Source organism: Brucella sp. BE17 (assembly GCF_039545455.1).
Taxonomy (GTDB): Bacteria; Pseudomonadota; Alphaproteobacteria; order Rhizobiales; family Rhizobiaceae; genus Brucella.
The window spans coordinates 2,101,909-2,123,070 of record NZ_CP154467.1; the positions used below are offsets into that span (position 1 = coordinate 2,101,909).

Sequence of the window (21,162 nt, forward strand, 5' to 3'; positions counted from 1 at the left end):
TTGCTATGAGCACAAGCATTTCAACCACAGCTCCCTTCAAGGGGGGCAACGAGCATCCCGCGCATGAGGATCATCATGATGCAGGATCGACCACGCTGGTCGGTTTCTGGATCTACCTGATGAGCGACTGCGTGCTGTTCTCGGGCCTGTTTGCGACCTATGCGGTTCTGGCGCATCAGTTCGCGGGTGGTCCGACTGGACGCGAACTGTTCGACCTTCAATTCGTTCTTACCGAAACCATGCTGCTTCTCGTCTCCTCTCTGACCTATGGTCTGGCGACGTTGGCCATGTACAAGAAGAACCGCGCCGGTCTTTTGTTCTGGCTGGGCATGACTTTCCTGCTGGGTTTTGCATTTCTGGTGATGGAAATCTATGAATTCCATCATCTGATCGCTGATGGTGCGGGACCAGGAACCAGTGCCTTCCTTTCCGCGTTCTTTGCGCTGGTGGGAACGCACGGTTTTCACATCTTCTCAGGCCTGATCTGGATTCTGGTGCTTTCCGCCCAGCTCTTACGTGACGGCCTTACTGAAAAGAACCAGACCCGTGTGATGTCGCTAAGCCTGTTCTGGCACTTCCTCGACATCATCTGGATCGGCGTCTTTACTCTTGTCTATCTGCTAGGGGTCTTGTGATGAACTCTGTACATGAAACACACGACCACGCCACGCCGCATGACGCGGCTCATGGTAGCCTGAAAACCTATCTGATCGGCTTCGTGCTGGCGGTGATTCTTACTGTCGTTCCATTCCTTCTGGCAATGAATGGCTATTTCACGCCGGGAACGACGGCGGCAATTGTGATCGGCATCGCCGTGGTGCAGATCCTCGTGCATCTGGTTTATTTCCTGCACCTTGACCCGAAATCGGAAGGCGGCTGGAATATTCTGGCGCTCATTTTCACGGTCATCATTCTGGCCATCGTGCTTGCTGGCTCCATCTGGGTCATGCATCACCTCGATACCAATATGATGCCGATGTATATGACACCGGATGATGCGCGCAATCTTCCTTAGGACGCCTATGCGATCTGAATTTATCAGATCGGCGCTCTAATTTTTTTGATTTACCGCGCATCCCGAAAATCGTCTCACATTTTTCGGAACGCGCTTTCAATCCCGTTTGGCGGGCAGCACATAAAGCTGACCGCCGGATCTGACCAAGGCCTGACGGCCCGGTACGCGGCTTTTTCCTCCCTCTCTCCCCCCAGAAAAGCCGCGTGGCGCTCCGGTATCTCCGGAGCGCCTTTTTTTATGCCACAAGATTTTTTCACGGATGGACAGAGTTAATCCTGTAGTAATGTTAACACTCCCTTGACTCAATCCGGTCATATCTAATTATGAGCCTCGGCTTGTCGCTTGGCCCGCAACGTTCCCTATGCTAAGCCCAACTGGACTTAAATGTTCGGGTGGGAGGCAGGCGGGACGTCAACCGGCGACCGCATAAATAAGAACCGGACAGTAGCGCGTATGACTTTGAGTAACAGGACGATATACGGAAGGCGTGTGGCTGCACTTTTGCTGGCCGCGCATTTTTCCGTTTTTGCCGTCTCGCCTGCGCTGGCGTTCGAGCTGTTCGGTGTTCGTCTGTGGGGCGAGGACAAAAAAGAAGATCCTGATATCATCGATCCAAAGCCCTATTCGGTCGAGGTGACGACCGCGGGGAACCGCAAGAATGTGGATGGCAGCGAGGCTGACGTCAAATCCACTGTGGAGGGCGCTTCGGGTCTAGTCTCGGATGCAGACAAACCCGCTTCCGGTTCCGCCGGGCTTTTGGCCAAGGCCCGCGGTGATTATCGCCGCATTCTGGCGTCCCTTTATGGCGAAGGCCGCTATGGCGGTACGATTTCGATTACCGTCAATGGTCGCGAGGCCAATGACATTCCGCCTGACGCGGATATTCCCAATGATGCGAAGGTGGCGATCACGGTCGATCCCGGTCCGCAATTCATGTTTGCACGCACCGCCATCTCCAATCTTGCACCGCCGGCCACCGATAAGCGCGATGTCGTGCAGTCGCCGGAAGAGGCAGGCTTTGCGCCGGGAAAACTCGCGCGTTCCGGGACCATTTTGAAGGCTGAGCGCCTGGCGGTTGAAGCCTGGCGGCAGCAGGGGTATCCCAAGGCGCGTGTGACAGGCGAGGACATCGTCGCCGATCATGACGGCAACACGGTCGATGCGGATATCGGGCTCGATCCGGGTCGCAAGGCGCATTACGGGCCGGTCAGCGTTGTCGGCACCGCCCGCATGGACCCGCAATTCGTGGCCTGGATGACTGGCCTCAAGCCGGGGCAGGAATACGATCCCGATGATATCGAAAAGGCGAAGAAGCGTCTTGGCCGCATGGAAGTATTCCGCGCCATGAGTTTCGAGGAAGCCGAAGAAATAGAGCCGGATGGCAGCCTGCCGATGAAGCTTACCGTGCAGGAGCGAAAACCCCGCCGGTTCGGTTTCGGTGCTGAATATTCGACTCTCGACGGCTTTGGCGTCACCGGCTACTGGATGCATCGCAACCTGTTCGGACGCGGCGAGCGTCTGCGATTCGACGCCAAGGTCAGCGGTGTCGGCGGTTCGCAGGACAATTCCTTCAGTCCGCAGAATTACAGCTATTTGCTGGGGACGAGCTTCACCAAGCCCGGCGTCTATACGCCGGATACGGATTTTGTGGCATCCCTTGATGCCAAGCGTGAAGTGCTCGACGCCTATACCGAAACTTCGATCAACGCCAAGACCGGCTTTACGCATATTTTCAGCGACGAGCTTTCCGGTGCGCTGTATGCCAAGGCAAGCCACGGCCAGTTCGAGGACGATTATTTCGGCAAGCGTGATTTTACCACGGCAGGCCTTGAGGGCAGCGTGATTTATGACACGCGCAACAACAAGCCCGATCCGAGCTCCGGTTACTATCTCGAAGGCAATATTCAGCCCTTCTATGAATTCCAGCAGGGCAATTTCGCCACCCGCTTTACAGCCGAAGGCCGCACCTATTACGGTTTTGGCGCAACCGACCGCGTGATTCTTGCCGGACGTGTAAAACTTGGCTCCGTCGTCGGTGCCGAGATTGTCGATCTGCCGCCCAGTCAATTGTTCCTCGCCGGTGGCGGCGGTTCGGTGCGCGGCTATGGTTATCGCAATATCGGTGTTGTAACCGAAACCGGCGATGTCATCGGCGGACGCTCGCTGCTTGAAACGTCCGGCGAAGTGCGTGCTCGCATCACCGATTCCATCGGAGCGGTTGCCTTTGTCGATGCCGGCTATGTCGGCGCAAAATCATTTCCTGATTTTTCGGAGGAAATGCGTGTGGGCGTGGGTGGCGGTCTGCGTTACCTGACCGGGCTTGGACCGCTGCGCCTCGACGTTGCTCTTCCGCTTAACCGCCGCTCGGGTGATCCGAGCTATGCATTCTACGTTGGCATAGGACAGGCGTTTTGATCCGTTATCTCCTCATCATCCCCGTTTTCCTGATTTTCATGGCTGTTGCGGCAGTTGTTGCCATTCCTGGCGCGTGGGACGTGCTTATTGGCGTGGACCGGCAAACCACCGCATCGGTCACATCAGCCAAGGCTCAGGACGCACAGGAACCAGCCGAGGATTCACCGGAAAACGAAGAGCAGAAATCCTATTTTCTGTCTTTTGTCGAAAGCCAGCTTTCCGCGCCCAACCGACGCATTGCGATTTCGGGTCTGAGCGGTGTTCTCTCGTCCGAGGCAAATGTTGGTTCGATCACCGTATCCGACCGCGCAGGTGTGTGGCTGCGCATTCGCAATGCCCGGCTCAACTGGAGCCGTACGGCACTGCTGCTTGGCAATCTCAGCATCCAGTCATTGGCCGCGGAGCGCATCGATCTCTATCGCAAGCCCTTGCCTGATAACAGCCTGCCGTCGCCGGAAGCTGCAAGCTTCAGCCTGCCGGAATTGCCGCTCTCCATCAATCTCGATCGACTGGATGTGGCGCTGCTGCATTTCGGCTCCGACATTTTTGGTCTTCAATCGGAAGTCTCGGCCACGGGTGCGCTGTCGCTTGCCGGTGGCTCATTGAATTCCAACTTCGATATCAAGCGCATTGACGGACCGGGCGGCGATTTTAGCTTACGCGCAGCCTACGCCAATGCCGATCAGAAACTTGATCTTGATCTTAAAGTCTCTGAACCTGCCAATGGCATCGTCGCCAATGTGTTGAACATCGATGGTCGTCCGCCGGTTGATCTTTCGCTGACCGGTGCCGGGCTTCTCGATGATCTGAAGATCGATCTGGCGCTCGATACCAGCGGCAGCCGCACGCTGACCGGCGCTTTCACGCTCAATCGGCAAGGCGAGGGCCGCGTTTTCGCAGCCCACGTCAATGGTTCCATCGCGGTTCTGGTGGCACCTGCTTTCCGCGACTTCTTTGGACCGGATTCGATCCTTTCGGCGAATGGTGTTCTGAAGGAAGCGGGCGGTTTCCGTCTGGACAGCCTTTCCGTGCAAAGTGCCGCGCTCAAGCTGGATGCCTCTGCCGAATCCGGCAGCGATCACTTCCTCAATAAGCTTCGTGTCGATGCGGCCATCGCTGATGAAGCCAAGGGTCGCGTGCTGCTGCCGGTCAAGGGTGGGGAAACCTATGTCGACAATGCGCGGCTTGAGATTGCCTATGGCGACCGGCCCAGCAATGACTGGACCGGACTACTTGCTGTCAAGAATTATAATAACGGCACCCTTTCCGCTTCCGATATCAAGCTCGACATGGGCGGCGTTGCCGAAAACCTCAACGATGCAGCCGAGCGCCATATCACTTTCAAGGTTGCGGGTGGCGTGGACGGCATTTCTTCGCCGCACGCAGAAATTGCGCAAGCGCTTGGAAATCGTATCGGGCTTTTGATCGATGGTGGCTGGCGTGCAGGCTCCCCGGTCGATCTGGCCAAAGCCGAAATCGAGGGTAATGGTCTGAGCCTTGACCTTAAGGGCAAGATCAATGAATTCGCCTTCGATGGCAATATCGCCGCAAAGGTTGCAAGCCTTGCACCTTTCGGCGCTTTGGCAGGAAGTGATCTGGCTGGCAGCATCGATGTTCTGGCCAAGGGTGTGGTGCGTCCGATCAGCGGCGCTTTCGATCTAGATCTCGATGGCACAGCGCGCAACATGCGCACCGGCACAGAAGTCGTGGACAAAATCCTTGCCGGTGACGTGCGCATGAGCGGTGCGCTTGGCCGCAGCGCACAAGGCTTTTCGGCGAGCGATTTCCGCATCGGCAATGAACGAAGCGAAATCACCGCCAATGGTTCCTTTGCATCCGATAAGGCGGATTTCAATTTCGGCGTCATGCTGTCGGATTTAAAACTTCTCTCCGATAAAGCTTCGGGCCGTATGACGGTCAAGGGCAGTGCGCGTGGCGAGGACAAGTTGATCGCGCTGGCGTTACGCGCCGATGCGCCGCAAGGAGCGCTTGCGGGGCGCAAGCTCAATGATGGCGGGCTGGATTTCAACGCACTTCTGGATGGCAATGCCACGACAGGCGCAAGCCTTTCCGGCAAGCTTGCAGGGCAAGCGTTTCTCAATGGCGAACGGGTTGATCTGTCGTCACTGATCGATATCGTCAATGACGAAAAGCGCCTGACGGATCTCATCTTCAATGCCGGTGGTGCGCATCTGACGGGCAATGTCACACAGACGGCCAAAGGCCTCCTCGACGGCTCACTCAAGCTCGATGCAGCAGATATTTCGACCGCAGCCGCTCTGTTTCTGGCGGAAGCAACAGGTCGGGCCGACGCCGATATCGTGCTTAACCACGAGGGTGGGAAGCAGAATGCGACAGTGAAGGCCAGCGCACGCGGCATCAAGGTCAACAACAATCATATCGCGCTTGCGGATATTGATTTGAGCGCGCAGGACTTGTTCGGCGTACCCGTGGTTGATGGCAATGCCGCAGCACGTGACATCATGGTTGGCACTTTCGGTGTCGACACATTCACGGCCAAGGCCAATGCGACGGGCTCCAAAACCGATTTCACGGCTGATACAAAACTCAAAATTGGCACGATCGCCAGTGCGAGCGGTTCGCTGGAACCCAAAGACGGGGGCTTCGAGCTCGGACTTCAATCCGCCGATGTGCGCCAGGGGCAATTGCGCGCAAACCTTGCGCAGCCTGCGACCGTTGCAATGAAGGGCAATGCCATCACGATTGGCAATGTGATTGTCAATACCGGCGACGGTGAAGTCAAAATCAACGGCATTGTCGATGAGAGTCTTGATCTTTCGGTCGCTTTGTCAAAATTGCCGCTGGCACTGGCCAATACATTCAAGCCTGAACTGGGCCTTGGCGGCACGGTGGACGGCACGGCACGGCTGACCGGCTCACGCGATGCACCCGATGTGACTTTCGACATGACGGCACGTGATGTGACGGCTACTGAGTTGAAAAAACAGGGTATTGCGGCGCTCAATGCTGATGCCAAAGGAACGTCTGCCAATGAGCGCCTGAATGTGGATGCGCATGTGACGGGTGGCGCCGCCAACGGCAACGGCATCGATCTACGTGCCAATGGCGGCGTGCCGCTCGGCAAGCGCGGCGAATTGGGCCTTGATGTGACGCTTGCCAATCTGCCGCTCGGTATTCTTAATGGCGTGGTCAAGGGGCAGGATCTGGCGGGTAACGTGACCGGCACCGCTCGCGTCACCGGACCGCTCGCTAATCCGGCGGCCCGTTTCGACCTAAAGGGATCGGGTCTTGCGGCAAAACCCTTGCGCGAAAACGGTCTGGCACCGTTGAGCCTTCAGGCATCAGGTCAATATGCGTCCAAGGTGGTCGATATTGCATCGCTGTCGCTTGACGGCCCGCAAGGCCTCAATGTGACGGCTTCTGGCAAGGTTCCGCTTTCTGGCCAGGGGCTTGGCGTCAATGTCAATGGTAATGTACCGCTGGCGCTCGCCAATCGCTTCCTTGCCGATCGCGGTGCGCAGGTCAGCGGTGCACTGACCTTGACGGCCAGTGTTTCCGGCGGTTTTGACCGCCCGCAATTGCGCGGCATGTTCTCGACAAGTGGTGCGACGTTTGTCGATCCTGAAACCAATGTGCGCGTGAACTCTATCAATGTCATGGGTACGCTGGACGGCGAGACAGTCACGCTGCGGCAGGTCAATGCGGCGCTCGGCAGCGGCGGCGCTGTCTCGGCGAGCGGTACGATCTCGACCAATGCGGCGGCCAATTTTCCGGCCAATATCGATATCAAACTCGACCGTGCTCGCTATGCCGACGGCAAGCTGGTGGTGGCCACGGTTAATGGCGGTCTGTCCATCACCGGGCCGTTGGCGACTTCGCCGCTGATTGCCGGTCGTATCGATGTCGAGCGCGCCGAAATCTCGGTGCCGGAAAATCTTGGCGGCGGTGCGACTTACGTGCCGGTTCAGCACAAGAATACGCCGAAGAAGGTTGAGCAGACGCTGGAGCGTGCGAAGGTCGAAGCCCGCCAACCCAAGGGAAGCCGCGCCAAGGCTGTCAGCAATGCCGGTCCGCGGCTCGATGTGCTGGTCAGTGCGCCGAGACAGATTTTTGTGCGCGGTCGTGGACTGGACACGGAGCTGGGTGGGCGCGTGCGCCTCACCGGCCCGGTCAGTGATATCAAGCCGGTCGGTGCCTTCGACATGATCCGGGGCCGCATCGGCATTCTGGGCCAGCGCATTACCTTCGATGAGGGCCACGTCACGCTGGTCGGCGATCTCAACCCGCAGCTCAATTTCGTGGCCCGTTCAGAAGGCAATGATATCACGGCCATCGTCACCGTGCGCGGCACCGTGGATAATCTCGATATTTCGTTCTCCTCGTCGCCTGAACTGCCGCAGGACGAAGTGCTGGCTCATCTCATCTTCAAGCGCTCCATAGGCGAGCTTTCCGCCTTCCAGATCGCACAATTGGCAGCGGCCGCAGCCGAGCTTGCTGGCGGATCGAACAATTCGCTGATGAATAAACTGCGCGAAGGCACCGGCCTAGATGACCTTGATGTCGTCACCGACAGCAAGGGTCAGACATCGGTTCGGGCCGGACGCTATATCCGCGACAATATCTATCTCGGCGTCGAGGCCGGATCAGGCGGCTCGACCAAGGGAACTGTCAATCTCGACATTACGCGCAACCTCAAGGCAAAGGGTGCTGTTGGGGCTGAGGGCGATTCGAGCGGCGGTATTTTCTACGAAAAAGACTATTGATGAGGCTATACGGTGCGCCGTTTATACTGCGCATCCGTCCGTCGTTTACAACTCTTGATTGACCGCGCCCTGGGTCACTCTTTTTTGTGAGCATATTCAGGGGGCTTTAACCCTTCCTCAACCATAGAAATGCAAATTACTGGTGATATCGACCGGGTTTGTCCGGCTGATCTGGCAACTTTTTTCGGGCGATTTGCATGTCGAAGTTGAGTGATGATTTAAGCCGCCGCCGCTTTCTTCTAGGAACGGGCGCCGTGGTGCTGACCGGGGCGACGGGCTGTTCGCAGACAATTGATATGTCTGCCTTCCAGATGAACGTGGACCCCACGTCCACCGGCGGTATCCTGCGTCCACAGATCAGCGTCGACCGCGACATCACCACGCCCGACGTCATGTATGCATCCGTGCAGGAAGGGCCTTATGCACTTCCTGCCATCCCTTATCAGAAGGTGCCAAAGCAGTTCCGCCGCCAGATCGTGACCGATCCGACCGGACAGGCACCGGGCACCATCGTTGTCAGCCTGAAAGATCATTTCCTCTATTATGTGCTACCGGGTGGCGAGGCGCTGCGCTATGGCGTTGGCATTGGCAAGGCGGGCTTTGAATGGTCCGGCACGGCTAATGTGCAATATAAGCGGCAATGGCCGGTATGGACGCCGCCGCCGGAAATGATCAAGCGCAGGCCGGATCTGGAAAAATATCGCAACGGGCAACAGCCTGGGCCAGACAATCCGCTTGGTGCGCGTGCGCTTTATATCTTTCAGAACGGCCAGGACACCGGCTATCGTATCCATGGTTCGCCGGAATGGTGGTCGATCGGACAGTCGATGTCGTCGGGCTGTATCCGCCTGATCAATCAGGATATTATCGATCTTTACAACCGTGTTCAGGGCAAGGCGCCGATCATCGTTGCGTGACGGTGCTCTATAGAAACGAAAAAAGCCATAAGCATAACGCTTGCGGCTTTTCTGTTTTTTAACCCGGATCTTATCCGAAAACCGTTTCACCCTTTTCGGGATGCGCTCTATTCTGCGTGGCGCAATTTCGGCATCGCGTCGCTTAGATTGGCGAAGTGGCGCAGTTCCGTGCGCAGGGTTTCTGCGGATGCAATCTGTACACGTTCTGTTTGCGTACTCTGGTTCTGCGCGACCTGCGTGGATACGCCCGGCACGACAAATGTTGCTGCGGTCAGTGCGAGGGCGGCGGCAATGCCGAGGCGTCTTTCGGTTCTGGCCTGCATTTCAATCTCCTTGCGCCATCTTGCGGCGTCTTTTAATTCGTAATCGTCTTTGCGGTGCAAAGATGTGAGTATCCGCTCTAGTGCACGGTGGCGCGATGCGCCCGCTCCTGTGCTCCATCCAGAGCCCTGTCGATGGCGTGGATGGGTATTGGCAACAAAGTCTGGCCGAAATCGGCCAGCGTATCGGCAAAATTGCGTGCAGCTGCAGCCACATCGTCGCAGCAACGCGGGCAGACGATTGCCTCAAGGCAGGTGTCGAGCAGCAACGCGTCCTGATTGTGCAAACCCGAAATCAGCCCCAGCGTCAGGCATTCCTCACGGCAGACATGCTGCGAATCGAACGGAAAGGCGCGCAACGGACAGCTCGCGCAATGGCGCAGCACGCGGATGAATTGCGACAGCTCTCCGACTGCGCGCTTGGCCTCCATGGGGCCCAGCAGTTCCGAATAAAGACCCCAGGTCATTTCCCACGGGATGATCGAGCCAGTGTCGTATCCCGCAGTCCAGCGGCGATAGCCTTCCAGTACCAGCTTTTCCGGCAGGCGTTCGTAATAGCCCAGGCTATTGGCGCCATTAAGATGCGAGACGCGCATGTTCATGGCCGCCTCCTAGATGAGAGGTGAGAAAGCACAGGCGCTTTGCCCCGCTTTTGCACAGCACAACGTTGCGTTTGCGTGCGTGAACTACAATATCCGGTCGGCAAGAGACTGAGCTGCCACGGCAGGCCATCTATATTTGCGGACCGGCATTCGCCGTGACCAACCATTTGGTCCTCCAATCGAAAGGGTTAAAGGCCCAGACATCAAAGGTCGCGCTCAATGCGCAATCTGTATAAAAGCCGCAAATTGATCTGGAGTCAATCAGTCAACTTTTAAAAAGTTATATATTTCAATAGTTTGGAATTATTCTAGACTATTACATTCATATTTAACTGCCTGAAATAAAAACGCAACCGCTGTTGGGGAACAGCGGTTGCGGCAAACGGGCGCATAAAGCATGAAGGAGAGAGGACACGTCTTATCCGCCCTGTGCTCTTGAAGCCTTCACGCTGCCGGGTGGAAGCATTGGGCAGCGTGAATAGTGAAGATCGGGATCAGTGCCCGGAATGATCCCCGGACTTGCCACTTTGCGCGGTAACAGGGAAATCGACCTCTACCTTGCCCGCCTTTTTAAATTCCAGCGTGACCGGAACGGTTTCGCCTTCCTTGTAGGGTTTTTCGGGCTGAATAAACATGAGATGATAACCACCGGATTTGAGTTCCACGGTTTCTCCCGCTGGAAGCGCAAGACCGTCATCAAGCTTGCGCATCTTCATCACGTCGCCTTCCATCTTCATTTCATGGATTTCGACGCGTTCGACGCCACTGGTCGTGGCCGAGATAAAAGTGTCAGCATCCTTGCCGCCATTGGCAATGGTGAGAAACCCGCCTGCCACCTTCGCGCCGGGGACCATGGCGCGTACCGATGGCGCGCTAATCGTCAGATCTCCGATTTTGGTGGGCTTTGTCGCGTGATCGCCATGGTCGGAATGATGAGCGCCTGAGCTGGCCGCCAGAACGTGAAGCTGCGGAGCAGGATGCGGCAGGTCATGAGGGTTTTGCCCGTCCTTTGCGATTTCGGTCCAAGCCACGGATGCATCGCTGCCACAGATTTGCGTCACGGGGAAGGAAAGCGTGGTGTTTTGTTCGAAAGACGCAAGCTGTCCTACGACGGTGAACTCGTCATAGAAATCGCTTGGCACATGTCCGCCGCTGAAACGCACTTCCTTGACGCCTGATTTAACGTCCTTGCCATGCACCTTGTAGCTTTGTGCATAGTCGCCCTTGACGGTTTCAACGTTCCAGCCAGCTTTGATCTGCGGCTGCGCGGAGACAAAACCTTCCGGCAGCTCAATTTTGACTTCAGTCGTGGCCTTACCATTGCATCCATGCGGCACACGGAAAGTTGCCTTGTAGAAGCTGCCAGCTTTGGCTTCTGTCTGATCCAGCGATGAATGGGCGCTGGCGAGTGGTGCGGAAGCGCAAAAGGCTGCAAGCGAGAGGGCGGAAGCAAAAAAACGAGTGTTTTTCATTTGAATAAACCTGAATAGTCGTGGGGATGCACGCCCGCAAAGGCGTGCGTTTGGAATGGACGTGTTCAGGCGTAAGGGGGGGCTTGCGGTGGTGCGGATGGTGGATAGATGGTGCGTCGAAGGATGGGCTGTGATGGCAGCAGTGTGTCGGCAAGCGCTAGGTTCAGAACGGGCCCGGTCGAGCCAGCCGGTGCCGGGCAAAGGAAGGCGGAAGCGATTCGGCAGGCCTCGCAACCCGTGCCGCCTGAATGCTTGCCGTGACCCTGATGGTCCTGTCCGGAAGCATGATCGCCAATACAAAGCACGGGATAGCTGCCATCGGGAAGCCGATACTGCGCAAGGAGGTAACTATCGGGCGCATTCAGATCGATGGGCTTATGGGCGAAACCGACAAGCATCAGCGCCAATACGCTCAAGAGGCGTATTGTCAGACCGATCCATAATTGGTTCGCGTTCCATTTCACGATGCAGCATCTCCTTTATGCCGAAGTTTATCTAGTCCAATCCGGCTGTCTTTGCCAAGCATCAAACAAAACGGGCGCGAATACGCCGCGCCTGTTTTTATTCATCACTGATAATGGCCGCCGCGTTGCAGTACCTCGATTTTGTAGCCATCCGGGTCTTCGACAAAAAAGAACCGGGCCAGCTTCACGTCACCATTCTTGAAGTCCACAAGCTTGCCGATTTTGAAACCGAGTTTATCAAAGCGCCTATGTTCGGCGTCGACATCGTCTACCACAACCGCCAGATGCCCATAGCCATCGCCCAGATTATAGGGCTCGGTGCGACCCTTGTTAATTGTCAGTTCAACCTCGAAATCAGCTTCTTCATTGCGCAGGTAGACGAGCGTGAAAGTCTCGAAGTCGATGCGCTGCGAAATATCGAGGCCGAAAGCCTGATTATAAAATGCAACTGATTGCGCCTCATCGAGGACCCGGATCATTGAATGAATAGCTTTGGCCATCGTGTTCTCCGTTGGATTGCAAATGAAGCGGGTTTTGTTGGGCCGATCTCTTGGCCTTTTGATGGAAAGCTGATTATGTCAGGCGAGGAAATGATGCAACAATCGAAAGGGAGAGGAAGGCAGCGAAGCAGGAAGATTGCAGCGCGCGGGTTTTCTGGCGCTTTATCGTCTCTTATTCAACTGTTTTCCCGATCAAGTGAAATGGCAGGCGTAACACGCGAACAGGTGCTTGAGCGGCTGAAAGTCGTGACGGGTCCCGATTTCGAAAGCGATATCGTATCGCTCGCCTTGGTGTCGGATATTTTTATCGCTGACGGCAAGGTTTTTTTCTCGATCACGGTGCCGGCTGAACGCGCAGATGCGCTAGAGCCGATGCGGCTGGCTGCCGAAAAAACCGTGAAGGAAATCCCCGGTGTCACCGGTGCATTGGTGACATTGACGGCTGAAAAGAAGGGTGGTCGCACCAGTGACGACGCGCCGCCGCCCCCCAGACCGAAGGCGCGCCCGGCAGCAGCATCCGCGCAGCCGCGTCCAGCGCCCGCACAACGGGTCGCTTCAAAGCCTGGTATTCCGGGCGTCGGTGCCATCATCGCGGTTGCCTCGGGCAAGGGCGGTGTGGGAAAGTCCACGACCGCCGTCAATATAGCGCTGGGACTTCAGGCCAACGGCCTCAAGGTCGGCATTCTCGATGCCGATATCTACGGACCGTCAATGCCGCGCCTTCTTGGTATTTCCGGTCGCCCGGAGACGGTTGAGGGCCGTATCCTCAAGCCCATGGAAAATTACGGCATCAAGGTCATGTCCATCGGCTTCATGGTGGATGAGGAAACGCCCATGATCTGGCGCGGGCCGATGGTCATGTCAGCGCTGACGCAGATGCTGCGCGAGGTCGCCTGGGGTGAACTTGATGTGCTGGTCGTTGATATGCCGCCCGGTACTGGCGATGCGCAACTGACCATGGCGCAACAGGTGCCGCTGGCGGGTGCTGTCGTGGTTTCAACGCCGCAGGATCTGGCATTGATTGATGCGCGTAAGGGACTGGCTATGTTCCGCAAGGTCGATGTACCGGTCTTGGGTATCGTCGAGAATATGAGTTATTTCATCGCGCCCGATACCGGTACGCGTTATGATATTTTCGGCCATGGTGGGGCGCGCAAGGAGGCCGAGCGTCTCAACGTACCGTTCCTCGGCGAAGTGCCGCTGCACATGGATATCCGCGCGCATTCCGATGAGGGCACACCTGTAACCGTGGTCGAACCCGATAGTGTTCACGCAAAAATCTATCGCGATATTGCTGCGAGGGTTTGGGAGAATATGAAAGGATCAGGCGCGGGCAGGCCCGCTCCGGCGATCGTGTTTGAATAACGGAATAAGGCAGTAGGGCCATAAGGTCGTATGTTTAGTCTTTCAGAAGACGGAACGACTGTATTCTTCACTGCCCTACTGCCCTACTGCCCTACTGCCCTAATCAGGTAATCACGCTCGGTGCATCACGTCGGCTGCGTTTCTTGACTTCCGTGATCTGTTCCGCGGCATCGATCAGGCTGGCCAGCGTTTCCTGCGTATCAAGATCGTGTTTCGCCTTGTCGGCTTCATAGCGCTCGATATAGATGCGGATCGTTGCGCCCGAAGTACCGGTTCCGGAAAGGCGAAGCACGATGCGACCGCCGCCTTCGAAATAGATACGCACGCCCTGATGCTCGCTCACCGAATGATCGATGGGATCATGATAGGTGAAATCGTCTGCCTTCTCGATCTTAAGACAGTTAATGGTCATGCCGGGCAGGGTCGCAAGCTTTGCGCGCAGGTCGGCCACCAGCTGTTTTGCGATATCTGCATCAACCGCTTCATAATCGTGGCGGGTATAATAATTGCGCCCGAAACGCGCCCAGTGTTCTTCGACGATCGCCTTCACGCTTTCCTTGCGCACCGCCAGAATATTGAGCCAAAGCAGCACCGCCCACAGACCGTCCTTTTCGCGCACATGATCGGAACCGGTGCCCGAGCTCTCCTCGCCGCAGATCGTGACCTTGCCATGATCAAGCAGATTACCGAAAAATTTCCAGCCGGTCGGTGTCTCGTAGATGCCGATGCCCAGTTTTTCGGCCACGCGGTCGGCTGCGGCACTCGTCGGCATGGAGCGTGCAATGCCTTTGATTCCGTCCTTATACCCCGGCGCCAGATGTGCATTGGCGGCAAGAAGGGCAAGCGAATCGGATGGGGTCACAAAAATGTCGCGGCCCAGAATAAGGTTGCGGTCACCGTCGCCGTCAGATGCCGCGCCGAAATCCGGTGCATTCTGAGACATCAGCAGATCATAAAGCCCCTTGGCATAGACGAGGTTGGGATCGGGGTGATGGCCACCGAAATCCGGTAGCGGAACGAAATTAATAACGCTGCCCCCTTGCGCACCAAGGCGGCGCTCGAAAATCTCCTTGGCATAGGGTCCGGTCACGGCATGCATGGCGTCAAACCGCATTTCGAAACCGCCCTTGATCATGGCGCGGATCGCATCGAAATCAAAAAGGCTTTCCATCAGCTCAGCATAATCGGCGACAGAATCGAAGACGACGATTTCCGTCTCGCCGATTTTCGTCGTTCCCAACGTGTCGATATCGATGTCGGGCGCATCAGCTATTTTATATTGGTCGATCACCTTGGAACGGGCAAAGATCGCCTCGGTGATCTTTTCGGGTGCCGGCCCGCCGTTGCCGGTATTGTATTTAATGCCGAAATCTTCCTTCGGGCCACCAGGGTTGTGGCTTGCCGACAGAATGATGCCGCCAAAGGCCTTGTATTTGCGGATCATGTTGGAAGCGGCGGGCGTGGAAAGAATGCCGCCCTGTCCGATCATGATGCGGCCGAACCCATTGGCGGCTGCGATCTTGATCAGTTTCTGGATGACCTCGCGATTATAGAAGCGCCCGTCACCACCAACCACCAGTGTCTGATCGGTAAATCCCTCCAGCACGTCGAACACCGACTGGATGAAGTTTTCAGCGTAGTTTGCCTGCTGAAAAACGGGCACTTTCTTACGCAGGCCTGACGTGCCGGGCTGTTGATCCTGATAGGGCGTGGTAGCAATCGTTTTGACGGTCATGTTTTTCCCGTTCGATTCAATCGGTTGGTCATCTGCAGTTTGACCGCATTTGCGATCCTTGCAAGGCAGTTTCTTGAAACAGACAGATAGAGCTTATTTGTAACGGCTCTGCATCAAACTTGCGCACCTCGCATAATAAACTGTGTTTTGGACCAACACGCAATGTTGAAAGCCGCTTGAGAGTTGCGCGCAAATCCGCCATGTCTGTGCCCGAATTAATATGGGACACACGAGATGGTGCCGATTGAACGCAAAGAGCTGGTTGCAAAAATTCTGGCCCGCAGCGCCGCAACGCACGACCGGCTGATCGTGGCAATCGCCGGGCCACCGGGATCTGGCAAATCGACCATAGCGGATTATCTGTGCAAGGCGATCAATCAGGGCGCGGATTATCCGGCCATTATTGTACCGATGGATGGCTTTCATCTTGATGATTCCATTCTCGATAAACGTGGCCTTAAAAGCCGCAAGGGCTCTCCGCCGACCTTTGACTGTGCGGGTTTTGCCGCTTTGCTCGAACGGCTGAAAGCTGCGCAGGAAGACGTCTTCATTCCGGTTTTCGACCGTTCTCTGGAGCTTTCACGCGCTGCCGCTTCCGTCGTGACGCCGCAGCACCGCATTCTTCTGGTCGAAGGCAATTACCTGCTCCTCGATGAGGAGCCGTGGTCACGCCTTGGTTCGCTCTTCGACTTGACGGTTGCGCTCGACGTGCCGTTGCCCATCCTTGAACGCCGCCTTGTCGATCGCTGGCTGCATTACGGCTTTGATCCTGACGCTGCCCGCGCAAAAGCCCATGCCAATGATCTCCCCAATGCCGAACGGGTGATAACCTATTCCCGCAAGGCGGATTACATCCTTTCGAGTACCGAATCCTAGGTGAGAAATGCCACAAAAGCTCTTTGCGGGTTGCGGCGCGACCTATACGTCTGCATGATGAGAAAATCATAGCATTTTGCAATTTCTGGAAATCGCTTCATGACCGATTATGTCTTCGCGCCGCGCCCGCAATCCTTTCTGCCTGTGAAGGGAAGCCAGGCGCGTTTTCCCGTTCATCGCATCTATTGCGTTGGCCAGAATTATGCCGATCACGCTCTGGAGATGGGCGGAGACCCAACCCGCAATCCGCCGTTTTTCTTTCAGAAAAACCCAGATTGTCTGGTGATCGATGGTGGCGATTTTCCTTATCCTGCCCGGACCGAGGATGTGCATCACGAAATCGAGCTTGTGGTGGCGCTGAAATCCGGTGGAAGCGATATTGCAGTCGAGGAAGCGCGCGATCATATCTATGGATATGCGGTCGGTATCGACATGACGCGACGTGACCTTCAGGCTATGGCCAAGAAAGCGGGACGTCCCTGGGAGGTGGCTAAGGCTTTCGATCATTCAGCTCCCTGTTCCGCTGTCGTGCCAGTAAGCGAGACAGGCTTTTTGGAAAACGGATTGATTACACTTTCCATCAATGGGGAAACCCGCCAGTCTGGCGACCTCAATCAGATGATCTGGAAAGTGGCGGAAACGATTTCTTATCTGTCATCACTGTTCGAATTGCAGCCGGGCGACCTGATCTTTACCGGCACACCGGCGGGTGTGGGGCCCGTAAAAAGTGGCGACCGCCTGGAAGGTCGGGTTGAGGGCGTTGGTACGGTCACTGCAACCGTGAGATAGAGCTTTACCGGAGGACATGAATGAGCACTTATCTGCCGAAGGATGTGCATGACGCGCTGGAGCGTTTTATTGTCGAGAGACAGACCGGACTGAACCAGACCGAGGCCATAGCGCTCATCCTGCGTGGCTGGCTGACGCAGGAGGGCTATCTTGTGGCTTCAAGCGCACAGGGCACACCACCCGAAGAGCTTAATGCCGCCAATGATGATTAGAACAGCGTTGCCGAAATGAAGCAGGTCGGGAAGTGAATGTTGGAGTATGCCCATTTTAAATCGCTTCCCCTTTTTGCTGTACATGCTTTATAGGAAACGCCATTGATGGAACTGCGAAGGGAATGGCTTTCGCATGCTGACGTAAAGCAAGACGACGGGGCAATGATAGAAGATGGTTAAATCTCCACAGCAGGAGGCAGGACGCAAGACTGCACTCGGGCGGCGTCTTCTGGTCCTGATGATTTTGACCATTCTTCTGATCATCGCGCTCGTGTGGATGAGCATTTATCTTTTCAATGCAGATGGCGGTATCGGGTTCGATGACCTGGGGATTTTTGCCCTGGGATTCGAAGGGGTCGATACGATGCTGCCGCGCATTCTATAGTCCATAGCTTTTAAGCCTAACTGGGCGTCAGCTTGGCTTTGACGAAAACATCATAGCGTGTGCTTTTGCCTAAAATCTGATGTGAGGGTTTGCGTAGCCCGGCCATCGGCGAGGCGCGCAAGGGCCATTTCAGCACCACGCGGTTTTTCGCATATTCCAGAGCAGCCTGCATCAATTTTTCCGAATCCGCATCGGATCCGACGATCTCGCGGATCTGGCGCATTTCCTTCTTCACCAGGGCGGAGTTGCCGCGCGGCGGGTGCATGGGGTCGACAAGCACCACCTGCGGCTTGAGTTCCTGCAAAAGCAGGCAGGAGTCGCCATGTAGCAAGGTCATGCGCGCGACCGTCTCGGCATAGTGGCCGCCCTCGGCGCTTGCGCGTGCCAGACCTTTCGCGAGCAGTTCATGCATTTTTTCCGAGCGCTCGATCAGCGTCACGTTCGCGCCCAGAGAAGCCAGAAAAAACGCGTCACGACCGAGTCCCGCTGTCGCATCGACGATGTTTGGCGTGATTCCACTTGCAAAGCCTGCTGCCCGCGCCAACGCCTGCCCGCGGCCCTCGCCTGAGCGAAACCTGTGGCCAACTGCACCACCGACAAAATCGACAATAAGCGTGGATGCGTCTGCACTTTGGGACATGGGTTTCTCAGACTGGGCCAAAGTTTCTTAGAAAGGACAGGGCGCGGTGAACATGACATCATGCCCGGAAGAATGGCGGAATGTCAGTGTTTGTGCATGCAGCATCAAACGGTCTGCTGCTTTCCGTGCCTCGTCTTCGGCATAAAATTCGTCGCCAAGGATAACATGGCCCAGAGCTTTCATATGGACACGCAGTTGATGCGTACGCCCGGTCATAGGAAAGAGTTGCAAGCGCGTCGTTTTTTCCTTGCGCTTGACGACCTTCCACCGGGTCTGGGCAGGCTTGCCGTTGTCGTGGTCTACGCGATGACGCGGCTTGTTGTCGGGGTCGATCGCCAGCGGCAGATCGATCAGCCCTTCGTCCTTTTCAAGGTGACCCCATACTTCCGCTACGTAGGTTTTTCCGGTCGTTCGTGCTTCAAACTGCGCCGCAATGGCGGCGTGCGCCTGGCGGTTGAGTGACATCAGCACCAGCCCGGACGTATCCTTGTCCAGACGGTTGATCATCAGTGCTGTGGGGAATTGTTTTTGTACGCGCACAGACAGGCTGTCGGACAGGGCAGGATGGCGCCCAGGGACAGAGAGAAGACCGCTTTGCTTATCCAGAACCAGAATGTCCGCATCCTGATGGATGATGGAAATAGAGGGTTCCAGAGGCGGATTATAGACTGGAGAAGTATCTGATAGCACATTCATAATATGGCTTTAGCATAAAGTGCTCGACGCTGAGAAGCGAGAGCATGCAAGCCTTTAAATCAAAACTTCTGGAAAGCGAAATGACCCGAATTGCTGCGCAAGCAGCCTTTAGGCTTCCTCTTGGCCGTGTTTGCGTGCTAGAAAGTAGTATTACCAGACGGATTTTGACCGGAGCAGCACCGTAGCATGTTGCGAAGACCAAGAGGAATGGCATGGCATTCGAGGATATCAAGGCGGAAATTGCGCTGCTGTTTGAGCAGATGGTGAATCAGCCTGAAGATGTGCATGAAATTCGCGAGACGGTTCGCGAAAAATTGAATGCATTGCGGGCGAGCGGTATGCCTTTGCCGGAAGATCTGGTCGAGCTGGAACAGCGCCTTGAAAAAGACTTCGGTTCCTGAGACGAGACCGGTCATGAGATTCGCGCCTCTCCTTTCTTCTCCTGGTAGCCTGATACGCAAGGCGCTTGGTTTATGCGTCTGCGCCGTCGCACTCAGTGCCTGCAACACGACCACAACAACCACGGACGGCAAAGTAGCAAAGACCGCACTGATTGAAAGTGGTACGTCTTCGACAGCATCGAACACGACGGCTGCGGATACAGCGGATCGTGAAGATGCCGGGTACCAAATGGTCGCTTCGCTGGATAATCCGGCCTTGCCGGCTGTCGGTCCTGTTCCGGGCATGCGCGAGCAATCGGAAACCCTCCTCGCTTATGCCGGTGGCAAGACCGCTTCGCCGGTTTCAGAAGCCGCGAGCCTTTCGGTTACAACGCCTGCGCAGGCACCGAAGGAACTTGATACGCTGATTAGTCAATATTCGGTTGCGTATGATGTGCCAGAGCAACTTGTGCGCCGCGTCGTTCATCGCGAAAGCCGGTTTAATCCGGCGGCGCGCAACGGTCCCTATTACGGTCTCATGCAAATCAGCCATCCGACCGCGCGCGGCATGGGTTATAAGGGGTCGCCCAAGGGCCTTCTTGATGCCGAGACCAACCTGAAATATGCCGTGCGTTATCTGTCGGGTGCCTATAAGGTTGCCGATGGCAATGAAAATCAGGCCGTTCGTTTTTATGCGCGGGGCTATTATTACGATGCAAAGCGCAAGGGGCTTTTGAAGGAAACAGGTCTCGACGGTAGCTTCCGCAAGGCGGCACCGCCGGCAGTAGCGACCGACACGACGACGGCGTCCATACAATAAACGTGTCCTTTCGGCGGTGCGCGCACCTGCCCGTCATTTTGCTGCTGCAAATCTATGATGTGTTGTGTTTGAAATTCGATAGAAACTGTGCGCCAAGGTCATACGAATTTCGGATTAGCCACACTGGCAGGTTTCTGGCACGACAGGACGAGCGCGATGAATGTGAGATTGCCAGATTCCATTAAATGGAAATATGACCGGGCCGAGCTGTGGGCCGATGGTGTCATTCATGTGTTGGGCGTGACACTGGCGCTGGTCGGTGCCGTGGCAATGCTGATCCGCTTTCTGCCCAATATGCCCGTTGCCACCTCGATTTCGTCGAGTGTCTATCTGGCCAGCCTTCTGGCTGCACTCACTATTTCAGCAATTTATAATATATGGCCGGTTTCGCCGACCAAATGGTTTTTGCGCCGTTTCGATCATTCGGCGATTTATCTCCTGATCGCGGGAACCTACACGCCTTTCGTGATGCATATGGGTGAGCGCGCGCTGCCTCTGCTGCTTTTCGTGTGGGGCGTGGCGCTTTTCGGCGTGGTGCTGAAACTGTTCCTGCCGGGGCGCTATGATCGGCTGTCGATTCTGCTTTATCTGGCGCTCGGCTGGAGTGGCATCATGGTCTATGACACCATGATCCAGTCGCTTTCACCGCCCGTATTCTGGCTGATCGCAGCGGGTGGTATGGTCTATTCGTTGGGTGTCATCTTCCACGTCTGGGAACGGCTGCGGTTTCAGAACGCCATCTGGCACGGCTTTGTCGTAGTGGGTGCGGCGCTGCATTACTGCGCAGTGTTTTTCGTCGGACTGTGGAACTGAA

At 56.0% G+C, this 21,162-nt stretch carries 21 protein-coding genes; 13 read left to right on the forward strand and 8 right to left on the reverse strand.

Going from position 1 to position 21,162, the window contains the following annotated elements:
• The first annotated feature begins 5 nt into the window (after positions 1 to 5).
• From cyoC to AAIB41_RS10230, 5 genes are all read left to right on the forward strand, one after another.
• Positions 6 to 635, forward strand: a complete 630-nt coding sequence (gene cyoC, locus AAIB41_RS10210) for a cytochrome o ubiquinol oxidase subunit III (protein WP_343313221.1) — start codon at positions 6 to 8, stop codon at positions 633 to 635.
• The gene (cyoD, locus tag AAIB41_RS10215) at positions 635 to 1,015 is read left to right on the forward strand and encodes a cytochrome o ubiquinol oxidase subunit IV (protein WP_343313223.1); all 381 of its coding nucleotides are present in this window, start codon (positions 635 to 637) and stop codon (positions 1,013 to 1,015) included. The genes cyoC and cyoD overlap by 1 nt, the downstream gene beginning before the upstream one ends.
• Before the next feature lie 453 nt (positions 1,016 to 1,468).
• The gene (locus tag AAIB41_RS10220) at positions 1,469 to 3,430 is read left to right on the forward strand and encodes an autotransporter assembly complex family protein (RefSeq protein WP_343313224.1); all 1,962 of its coding nucleotides are present in this window, start codon (positions 1,469 to 1,471) and stop codon (positions 3,428 to 3,430) included.
• Between the two features lie 38 nt (positions 3,431 to 3,468).
• Positions 3,469 to 8,175: a translocation/assembly module TamB domain-containing protein gene (locus AAIB41_RS10225; RefSeq protein ID WP_343314738.1), complete on the forward strand. Its 4,707-nt coding sequence runs from the start codon at positions 3,469 to 3,471 to the stop codon at positions 8,173 to 8,175.
• 197 nt (positions 8,176 to 8,372) lie between these two features.
• Positions 8,373 to 9,092, forward strand: a complete 720-nt coding sequence (locus tag AAIB41_RS10230) for a L,D-transpeptidase (RefSeq protein ID WP_343313226.1) — start codon at positions 8,373 to 8,375, stop codon at positions 9,090 to 9,092.
• Positions 9,093 to 9,199: 107 nt separating this feature from the next.
• On the opposite strand, the gene AAIB41_RS10235 is transcribed toward AAIB41_RS10230, so the two are convergent.
• The 5 genes from AAIB41_RS10235 to AAIB41_RS10255 form a co-directional block, all read right to left on the reverse strand.
• A complete protein-coding gene (locus AAIB41_RS10235; RefSeq protein WP_343313227.1) occupies positions 9,200 to 9,415 on the reverse strand; it encodes a hypothetical protein in 216 nt (71 codons plus the stop codon).
• Between the two features lie 77 nt (positions 9,416 to 9,492).
• Positions 9,493 to 10,014 (reverse strand): hypothetical protein, encoded by a 522-nt coding sequence (locus AAIB41_RS10240; protein ID WP_343313229.1) that lies wholly within the window; start codon positions 10,012 to 10,014, stop codon positions 9,493 to 9,495.
• 494 nt (positions 10,015 to 10,508) lie between these two features.
• Positions 10,509 to 11,486 (reverse strand): DUF1775 domain-containing protein, encoded by a 978-nt coding sequence (locus tag AAIB41_RS10245; RefSeq protein ID WP_343313230.1) that lies wholly within the window; start codon positions 11,484 to 11,486, stop codon positions 10,509 to 10,511.
• A 65-nt stretch (positions 11,487 to 11,551) separates the two neighbouring features.
• Positions 11,552 to 11,950 carry a hypothetical protein gene (locus tag AAIB41_RS10250; RefSeq protein WP_343313232.1) on the reverse strand — a complete coding sequence of 133 codons (399 nt, stop codon included), beginning with the start codon at positions 11,948 to 11,950 and terminating at the stop codon, positions 11,552 to 11,554.
• Between the two features lie 104 nt (positions 11,951 to 12,054).
• Positions 12,055 to 12,450 (reverse strand): VOC family protein, encoded by a 396-nt coding sequence (locus tag AAIB41_RS10255; protein ID WP_343313233.1) that lies wholly within the window; start codon positions 12,448 to 12,450, stop codon positions 12,055 to 12,057.
• A 201-nt stretch (positions 12,451 to 12,651) separates the two neighbouring features.
• On the opposite strand from AAIB41_RS10255, the gene apbC reads away from it, so the two are divergent.
• Positions 12,652 to 13,815, forward strand: coding sequence for an iron-sulfur cluster carrier protein ApbC (gene apbC, locus AAIB41_RS10260; protein ID WP_343313235.1), 1,164 nt, complete (start codon positions 12,652 to 12,654; stop codon positions 13,813 to 13,815).
• A 103-nt stretch (positions 13,816 to 13,918) separates the two neighbouring features.
• On the opposite strand, the gene AAIB41_RS10265 is transcribed toward apbC, so the two are convergent.
• On the reverse strand, positions 13,919 to 15,550 hold the full coding sequence (locus tag AAIB41_RS10265) for an alpha-D-glucose phosphate-specific phosphoglucomutase (protein WP_343313237.1): 1,632 nt from the start codon (positions 15,548 to 15,550) through the stop codon (positions 13,919 to 13,921).
• A gap of 234 nt (positions 15,551 to 15,784) precedes the next feature.
• Here AAIB41_RS10265 and AAIB41_RS10270 point away from each other — a divergent pair, with 234 nt between their 5' ends.
• From AAIB41_RS10270 to AAIB41_RS10285, 4 genes are all read left to right on the forward strand, one after another.
• Positions 15,785 to 16,426, forward strand: a complete 642-nt coding sequence (locus AAIB41_RS10270) for a nucleoside/nucleotide kinase family protein (RefSeq protein WP_343313238.1) — start codon at positions 15,785 to 15,787, stop codon at positions 16,424 to 16,426.
• Between the two features lie 99 nt (positions 16,427 to 16,525).
• Positions 16,526 to 17,215 (forward strand): fumarylacetoacetate hydrolase family protein, encoded by a 690-nt coding sequence (locus tag AAIB41_RS10275; protein WP_343313239.1) that lies wholly within the window; start codon positions 16,526 to 16,528, stop codon positions 17,213 to 17,215.
• A 20-nt stretch (positions 17,216 to 17,235) separates the two neighbouring features.
• On the forward strand, positions 17,236 to 17,427 hold the full coding sequence (locus tag AAIB41_RS10280; protein WP_343313240.1) for a hypothetical protein: 192 nt from the start codon (positions 17,236 to 17,238) through the stop codon (positions 17,425 to 17,427).
• 172 nt (positions 17,428 to 17,599) lie between these two features.
• Positions 17,600 to 17,812, forward strand: a complete 213-nt coding sequence (locus tag AAIB41_RS10285; RefSeq protein ID WP_343313241.1) for a hypothetical protein — start codon at positions 17,600 to 17,602, stop codon at positions 17,810 to 17,812.
• A gap of 16 nt (positions 17,813 to 17,828) precedes the next feature.
• On the opposite strand, the gene AAIB41_RS10290 is transcribed toward AAIB41_RS10285, so the two are convergent.
• Complete coding sequence (locus tag AAIB41_RS10290; RefSeq protein ID WP_343313242.1) at positions 17,829 to 18,452, reverse strand: class I SAM-dependent methyltransferase; 624 nt, start codon at positions 18,450 to 18,452, stop codon at positions 17,829 to 17,831.
• A gap of 27 nt (positions 18,453 to 18,479) precedes the next feature.
• The gene (locus AAIB41_RS10295) at positions 18,480 to 19,148 is read right to left on the reverse strand and encodes a pseudouridine synthase (RefSeq protein WP_343313244.1); all 669 of its coding nucleotides are present in this window, start codon (positions 19,146 to 19,148) and stop codon (positions 18,480 to 18,482) included.
• Positions 19,149 to 19,360: 212 nt separating this feature from the next.
• Between AAIB41_RS10295 and AAIB41_RS10300 the strand changes: the two genes are divergently transcribed.
• From AAIB41_RS10300 to AAIB41_RS10310, 3 genes are all read left to right on the forward strand, one after another.
• A complete protein-coding gene (locus AAIB41_RS10300; protein ID WP_343313246.1) occupies positions 19,361 to 19,549 on the forward strand; it encodes a hypothetical protein in 189 nt (62 codons plus the stop codon).
• Between the two features lie 13 nt (positions 19,550 to 19,562).
• The gene (locus AAIB41_RS10305) at positions 19,563 to 20,348 is read left to right on the forward strand and encodes a lytic transglycosylase domain-containing protein (RefSeq protein WP_343313247.1); all 786 of its coding nucleotides are present in this window, start codon (positions 19,563 to 19,565) and stop codon (positions 20,346 to 20,348) included.
• Positions 20,349 to 20,504: 156 nt separating this feature from the next.
• Positions 20,505 to 21,161, forward strand: coding sequence for a hemolysin III family protein (locus tag AAIB41_RS10310; protein WP_343313248.1), 657 nt, complete (start codon positions 20,505 to 20,507; stop codon positions 21,159 to 21,161).
• Position 21,162: the final 1 nt, after the last annotated feature.